7 protein-coding genes are annotated in these 6,050 nt (G+C 42.2%); all 7 read right to left on the bottom strand.

The window, feature by feature from the left end; translation table 11 throughout:
• Positions 1-152: 152 nt before the first annotated feature.
• Positions 153-1,427, bottom strand: coding sequence for a ribulose bisphosphate carboxylase small subunit (locus RMZ43_RS30400; protein ID WP_322647722.1), 1,275 nt, complete (start codon positions 1,425-1,427; stop codon positions 153-155).
• A gap of 85 nt (positions 1,428-1,512) precedes the next feature.
• Entirely contained in the window at positions 1,513-1,899 is a 387-nt protein-coding gene (locus tag RMZ43_RS30395; protein WP_322647723.1) for a type II toxin-antitoxin system VapC family toxin, read from the bottom strand.
• On the bottom strand, positions 1,896-2,123 hold the full coding sequence (locus RMZ43_RS30390) for a type II toxin-antitoxin system Phd/YefM family antitoxin (protein ID WP_322647724.1): 228 nt from the start codon (positions 2,121-2,123) through the stop codon (positions 1,896-1,898). Before RMZ43_RS30390 ends, RMZ43_RS30395 begins: the two co-directional genes overlap by 4 nt.
• A 60-nt stretch (positions 2,124-2,183) precedes the next feature.
• Complete coding sequence (locus RMZ43_RS30385; RefSeq protein ID WP_322647725.1) at positions 2,184-2,810, bottom strand: GDSL-type esterase/lipase family protein; 627 nt, start codon at positions 2,808-2,810, stop codon at positions 2,184-2,186.
• A gap of 154 nt (positions 2,811-2,964) precedes the next feature.
• On the bottom strand, positions 2,965-3,303 hold the full coding sequence (locus RMZ43_RS30380) for a ribulose bisphosphate carboxylase small subunit (RefSeq protein ID WP_322647726.1): 339 nt from the start codon (positions 3,301-3,303) through the stop codon (positions 2,965-2,967).
• 46 nt (positions 3,304-3,349) lie between these two features.
• Complete coding sequence (gene rcbX, locus RMZ43_RS30375) at positions 3,350-3,757, bottom strand: RuBisCO chaperone RbcX (protein ID WP_322647727.1); 408 nt, start codon at positions 3,755-3,757, stop codon at positions 3,350-3,352.
• 245 nt (positions 3,758-4,002) lie between these two features.
• On the bottom strand, positions 4,003-5,433 hold the full coding sequence (locus tag RMZ43_RS30370; protein WP_322652354.1) for a form I ribulose bisphosphate carboxylase large subunit: 1,431 nt from the start codon (positions 5,431-5,433) through the stop codon (positions 4,003-4,005).
• Positions 5,434-6,050: the final 617 nt, after the last annotated feature.

Below are 6,050 nucleotides of genomic sequence, written 5' to 3'. Positions count from 1 at the left end.
TTTCCCCTTCCCCCCGCCCCTTATCCCCAGAGGGGGCCCCACCTTCCCCTTTTCCCGACTTATGCAAGAAGTCTAATGAAGGAATGAAAATATTTCTTCCCCATTCCCCAATCCCCAGTCCCTATTTTCAAGGCAGGTCTAATGACTAATGACTAATTCTTTCCATTCGGACGTTGAATAATTGTCTCTACCACCCGGCGCTTGGCTTTTGGATCAATACCAACCAAACGCACGTACTCACCGCTATATTCTGTCAGAGTTGATTCCAAATTTGAGATTGCATCAGACTCTGCATCAATGTGGCTATGAACACAAGTTTGCCAAGCACCTGTACGGAAGCGGCGTTCATCTACGTGTTCAACACTAATTTTATAACCTTGAGATAATAATTGCCTAATTTGAGCTTGTGTATCCAAACTCAAATGGGTAATTGATGCTTCCTGCTTTTGGAATCCATTAGTTTTTAGTTCTTGAGTTGCACCATTGCTTGAGGGCTGATTAATTGGTGTTACAGCCGCTGGTGGTGCAGATTGAGAATTTCTACCTCGATTGAGTCGGTTGTAATCATCAACCAAATGGGAATTTTCCACTCGTTTTTGTTCACCAACGAGGAAGTTACCAGACTCGATTAAATGAGACAGGCTGAAATCTGGTTTTCTAAATTCTGGTGGCCCTTCAGTGCTATTAACCACATTCAAGGATACCCGCTCAAAACCTACTTTATGGATGTAGTTGCGGATTTGTTCGTCATAAATGCGCGACCGCAAAGCACTAAAGAAGTCAATAGACTGATTGACAAAAGTATCAACTAGCTGTTCAACTTCCCTCTGTGACAGTCCATCTGATTCAAAAATTCCCCTGACAATCCCCACCTTGTCGTCTCGGTTTGGTTCCCAGTAAAATTTCTCCATCCGTCCATCCCGAATTAACGGTGCATAGAGAGTGGAAAAATCATTACCTGTGACAATAATCGGCACACGATGTAAAGGCGTGGAATCATAGCTTCCAGGCAACTGCACATCTGTGGGATTATCAGCAATATTCATCAATGTGGCATTCACTAACTGCGTATTTACAGTATATTGAGTACCTTCATCAAAGCGTCCAGCCCCCGCATCTAAATCGTTAATCATCAGTACACACATTTTGCCGCGTACTTTGATCAGTTCTGCTGTTTCCCGATAGCGCAGCCGAATCAACCGTGCTGGATCTCCTGCATCTGGACTTTCCAATTCGCCGCCAGATATGTTAGTCACTTCGATACCCATTTTCTCGAAGACTAATTGACATTGAAATGTTTTGCCTTCTCCCTTGCGTCCGTGAATACCCAAAATCACGGGAACTCGCACGCCAGGAAGCTTTAGAAAGTTTTTGGTGATGTGGACAGCCAGTTTGTCCAGAAAGCGGGGAGCGATATAGTAACCCATAAAATTATCTACCTAGCACTGCAATAATGTTAAGTTTTTTTGGTGATAACTGTTTATTTATCTTTTGGTAGAAAAGCAACACTATTTACCATACACGTCTTATTGGATATGCATCAAAAATTTTATCAGCACTCAGCAAAGGTATATTTTCCACTACCGATTGTGCAATTAAAATTCGGTCAAATGGATCACGGTGATGTAAGGGTAGTGTGGCAACAACAGTAACATGGCTAATTTTGATATCGAGTAACCTAAAATCGTTCAGGTTGAGTTGCTGTGTGATGAATATCTCAAATGGCTGATTGAAACTAAGCTTGCCTAAATTCTGCTTAATAGCTATTTCCCATAGACTAGCAATACTTAGTAAAATTTCATTATTCTCATTATTGATTAATTCTACTACTTGATTACTAAGTCTTGAATTATCTGTCACATACCAAATAAAAGTATGTGTATCCAACAGTAATCTCATTCCATATATTCCTTAAACTCTTCGAGTGGTGCATCAAAGTCATCAGATATTGTAATTAAACCCTTTGCGCTTCCAGGTTGACGGCGGTGTTTAAGTGATGATACAGGAGTTAACTTCACCAAAGGTTGATTATCTTTGATAATAATAATTTCCTCACCTCCTAGTGCTGCTTCAATTAAGTCGGGTAAGTTTTGAGATGCTTCAGCTAGAGTAATTTGTTGCATAGTTACCACCTTTGGATATCAAAATTAGGTGCTACCACTATACTAACTTTGAATGTTTGATTAAGTTAGAAGAAACCAATTTAACCAAGCGTCCCAATTTTCTACTATTTGGGCAAACTCTGTATAACCGCCTGCTCTTGGATGAACACCATCATTAGCTCTTGCTTCATTAATCCAGATGTTTGATTTTTCTAATATGGTCAAAACGTCTAAATAAGGTATATTCAATTTATTGCAAATTAAAGCAAACTGTTTAGATAAATCAGTATTTCTGTTCGTTCTTTGACTATCTTTTTGTTCTGCGTAGGGTGCAGGGCCAACCATCAAAACAGGATATAACTTTTGAGCTTTACTTAAAATTTCACAAGCATTTTTGATAGAATCTGTCAAATCCACACGAGTTTTACCATTTTCTAATGTTGTGTCATTCAATCCAAAAGAAAACACAACTCTGCCATCATATTCTTTGGGTAATCGCAGTGATACTTCCTGTAACCAACGCTTTGATATATCAGTACTCGTATCACGCCTAATTCCTAAATTATAGTAAGTAATGTCATAACCTTTTTTATTAGCATTAGCACATACTCTCCCTGTCCAACCAAGACATTCTTGATCGCCAGTACCATTAACAAAGGAGTCACCAACAAAGCAAATTCTTACTTCCGGCAGATGCTGTAATTCCATGTATTATATTTTAAAAAAGCAGAGATTTACACAAAGGGGCGCGGAGTTATTCTCTGCGTCCCTCTGCGTTTCAAAACAAATTTAAAAAATAGGAGAGGCAGATAATTCCACCTCTCCTATGAAGATAAACTAATTACTTAAAGCAACGCTTGCTTTAGTATCTGTTGCCTTTGTTAGGTTTGTGAACAAGAAAGCTGAGAACTTGGCACTGCTTGATGTTGTCAAAACCCACAACACGGATATAGCTGCTATTGAATTGAGAACGGCATCCTTGAACTTCGCTCAATACTTCTTGAGTGGATCTAGCACCGAACAAAGGCAACTTCCACATTGTCCAATATAATTCTGTTGGCTCAGAAGTTTCATTAAACTCGATCGCTGGAATGTAACCTTGATTCAAAATGTACTGGATCTGCTTGGAAATTTGAGCGTCAGACAGAGGTGGCAGATAAGAAAGGGTTTCGTAACGACGCTCTTTTGGTAAAGTTTGCATAGCTTTTGATAATGGGTTGCGATTTTTGACTACTAGGTTGAGCGAACTAATTGGATAAGTTATCCAAATTCGGATCTGAAGTTGCTTGCTGTTCTGGTTGCAGACTGGGGTTAGATGTGTCTATTCGTGTGATGCGTTCTAAATGCTGACGACGCTGTTCCATATTGGCTTGCTGAATGCCAGTGTGAACCATTTCTGGTAAAAATTCGATGATTTCTTCCGCAATGTGTTCTCTGACAGTCATGATTCGCAAAGCCAAATCTGGTTTTTCTCGCAACAGTTGTTCAATATACGATTCACCATCCTGAATTTTGTCGGCAGAAAAGTTATGCAGCCAAAGTTCTAATGGAGGATTCGTTTCGCCTAGCTGTGCCAATACTGTCCTTAGAGCCTGATAAGTCAGGTAGCTTTGGAGAGTCTTGGCTGTGTCCTTCGCAATTTGCTTAAGATTCATGCTTGACCCCAGCCCTGAAGAGTTATGAGTTATGAGTTATGAGTTATGAATTAATGCAAATCCTAACTCTTGTACAGAAGCGATTCATCAGCCAGCGTATTGGGGGGGTGCCCACGGCAGTTCCTTCAAGTCGGCGAAGCCGTCCAACGGACTGCCTCCCCGTTGTAGCGACTGGCGTCGCGTCTCTACTGTACAGATGCGATTAATCGCGTCTCTAACTCTTAACTCTTAACTGTTAACCCAGATCAGACGGTATCCATTGCTTCAAACTCGAACTTGATTTCTTTCCACAGTTCGCAAGCAACAGCTAGTTCAGGAGACCACTTGGCAGCTTCGCGGATGATATCGTTACCTTCACGAGCCAAGTTGCGGCCTTCGTTACGAGCTTGAACAACGGCTTCCAAGGCGACGCGGTTAGCGGTTGCACCAGGAGCGTTACCCCAAGGATGTCCCAGAGTACCACCACCGAATTGTAGTACGGAGTCATCACCAAAGATTTCTACCAGCGCGGGCATGTGCCATACGTGGATACCACCAGAAGCAACTGCCATTACACCAGGTAGAGAAGCCCAGTCTTGGGTAAAGTAAATACCACGAGACTTGTCTTGCTCAATGTAGTTTTCACGCAACAGGTCAACGAAGCCCATTGTGATGCCGCGCTCACCTTCCAACTTACCAACTACTGTACCGGTGTGGATGTGGTCACCACCAGACAAACGTAGGGCTTTAGCCAATACACGGAAGTGGATACCGTGATTTTTTTGACGGTCGATTACAGCGTGCATAGCACGGTGAATGTGTAGCAGAATACCATTGTCACGACACCAACGAGCCAATGTGGTGTTGGCGGTGAAACCTGCGGTTAGGTAGTCATGCATGATGATGGGCATTTTGAGTTCTTTTGCGTACTCAGCCCGCTTCAGCATTTCTTCACAGGTAGGAGCGGTAACGTTTAGGTAGTGACCTTTGATTTCACCGGTTTCTGCTTGGGATTTGTTGATAGCTTCAGCTACGAACAAGAAGCGATCGCGCCATCTTTGGAATGGTGCGGAGTTGATGTTTTCGTCGTCTTTGGTGAAGTCCAAACCACCACGTAAGCACTCGTATACAGCGCGTCCGTAGTTCTTAGCAGAAAGACCCAATTTGGGCTTAATGGTACAACCCAGCAAAGGACGACCGTATTTGTTCAACTTGTCGCGCTCAACTTGGATACCGTGAGGAGGCCCTTGGAAGGTCTTGATGTAAGCAACAGGAAAGCGAATATCTTCCAAACGCAGTGCCCGTAGAGCTTTGAAACCAAATACGTTACCTACAATTGAGGTCAAAACGTTGGTTACAGAACCTTCTTCAAACAAGTCCAGAGGATAGGCAACGTAGGCAATATATTGGTTGTCTTCACCAGGAACTGGTTCGATATCGTAGCAACGACCTTTGTAGCGATCGAGGTCGGTGAGCAAGTCTGTCCACACAGTTGTCCAAGTACCTGTGGAAGACTCAGCCGCTACAGCCGCACCTGCTTCTTCGGGAGGAACACCAGGCTGGGGTGTCATGCGGAACGCAGCTAGAAGATCGGTATCTTTTGGTGTGTAATCGGGTGTGTAATAAGTTAGTCTGTAATCCTTAACCCCGGCTTGATACCCAGACTTGCTCTGAGTCTTCGTTTGAGCGTAAGACATATTTTATCCTTCCCTGAAATCACTCTTGTTAATTATCAAATCACGTTTTGTGCAACTTCCCCTCACCCGATTTTTTCCCCCTTCATCGGGGAAAAGAACGGTAAAAATTTTTGTTAAGGGTTGTTTTTGGCAAAGGGTAGCAGTTTTTTTCCGGCTGACACTTTGGTAGCGGTGGTAGCCCTCCTCACCAGTGTTATCCCCTTCTAGGGGTAAACGACCTAGCGCCTCTACTGTACCCTCTTCTTACGAATCAAAATTCTTTTTTACCTCTTCTTCGCACCTAACTAAATCTTCTCAATTTCACCAAAACTTCCGCTTTTGCGGCTTGATTTAAATAATTTCCCTACAAATCGGGGTATTCAGGGGATTGGGCTGGCTGGCACACATTCCCGCCTCTAAACTCCCTATATCTTCTCCATTGATGGAAAAGACACCAGAAAAGAATTTACTTGACACAGATTTAGCAGAGTCGTGAGCGTAAAGATAAAAAATTGCACACCACGTAATTTGTAACTTATTCCACAATATATCAATAATTCGATAAGTTATTCTTTGAAAGTTTTTAACTTATATATTTAATTTTGTTATTACATAAAGATTTAACATTTTGTTACAGA

Origin of the sequence: Nostoc sp. CmiVER01, assembly GCF_034531135.2 — a bacterium.
In the GTDB taxonomy this organism is placed as follows: domain Bacteria; phylum Cyanobacteriota; class Cyanobacteriia; order Cyanobacteriales; family Nostocaceae; genus Nostoc.
Note: the sequence above shows the minus strand (reverse complement) of the source record. Positions and strands in the feature narration are given on the sequence as shown.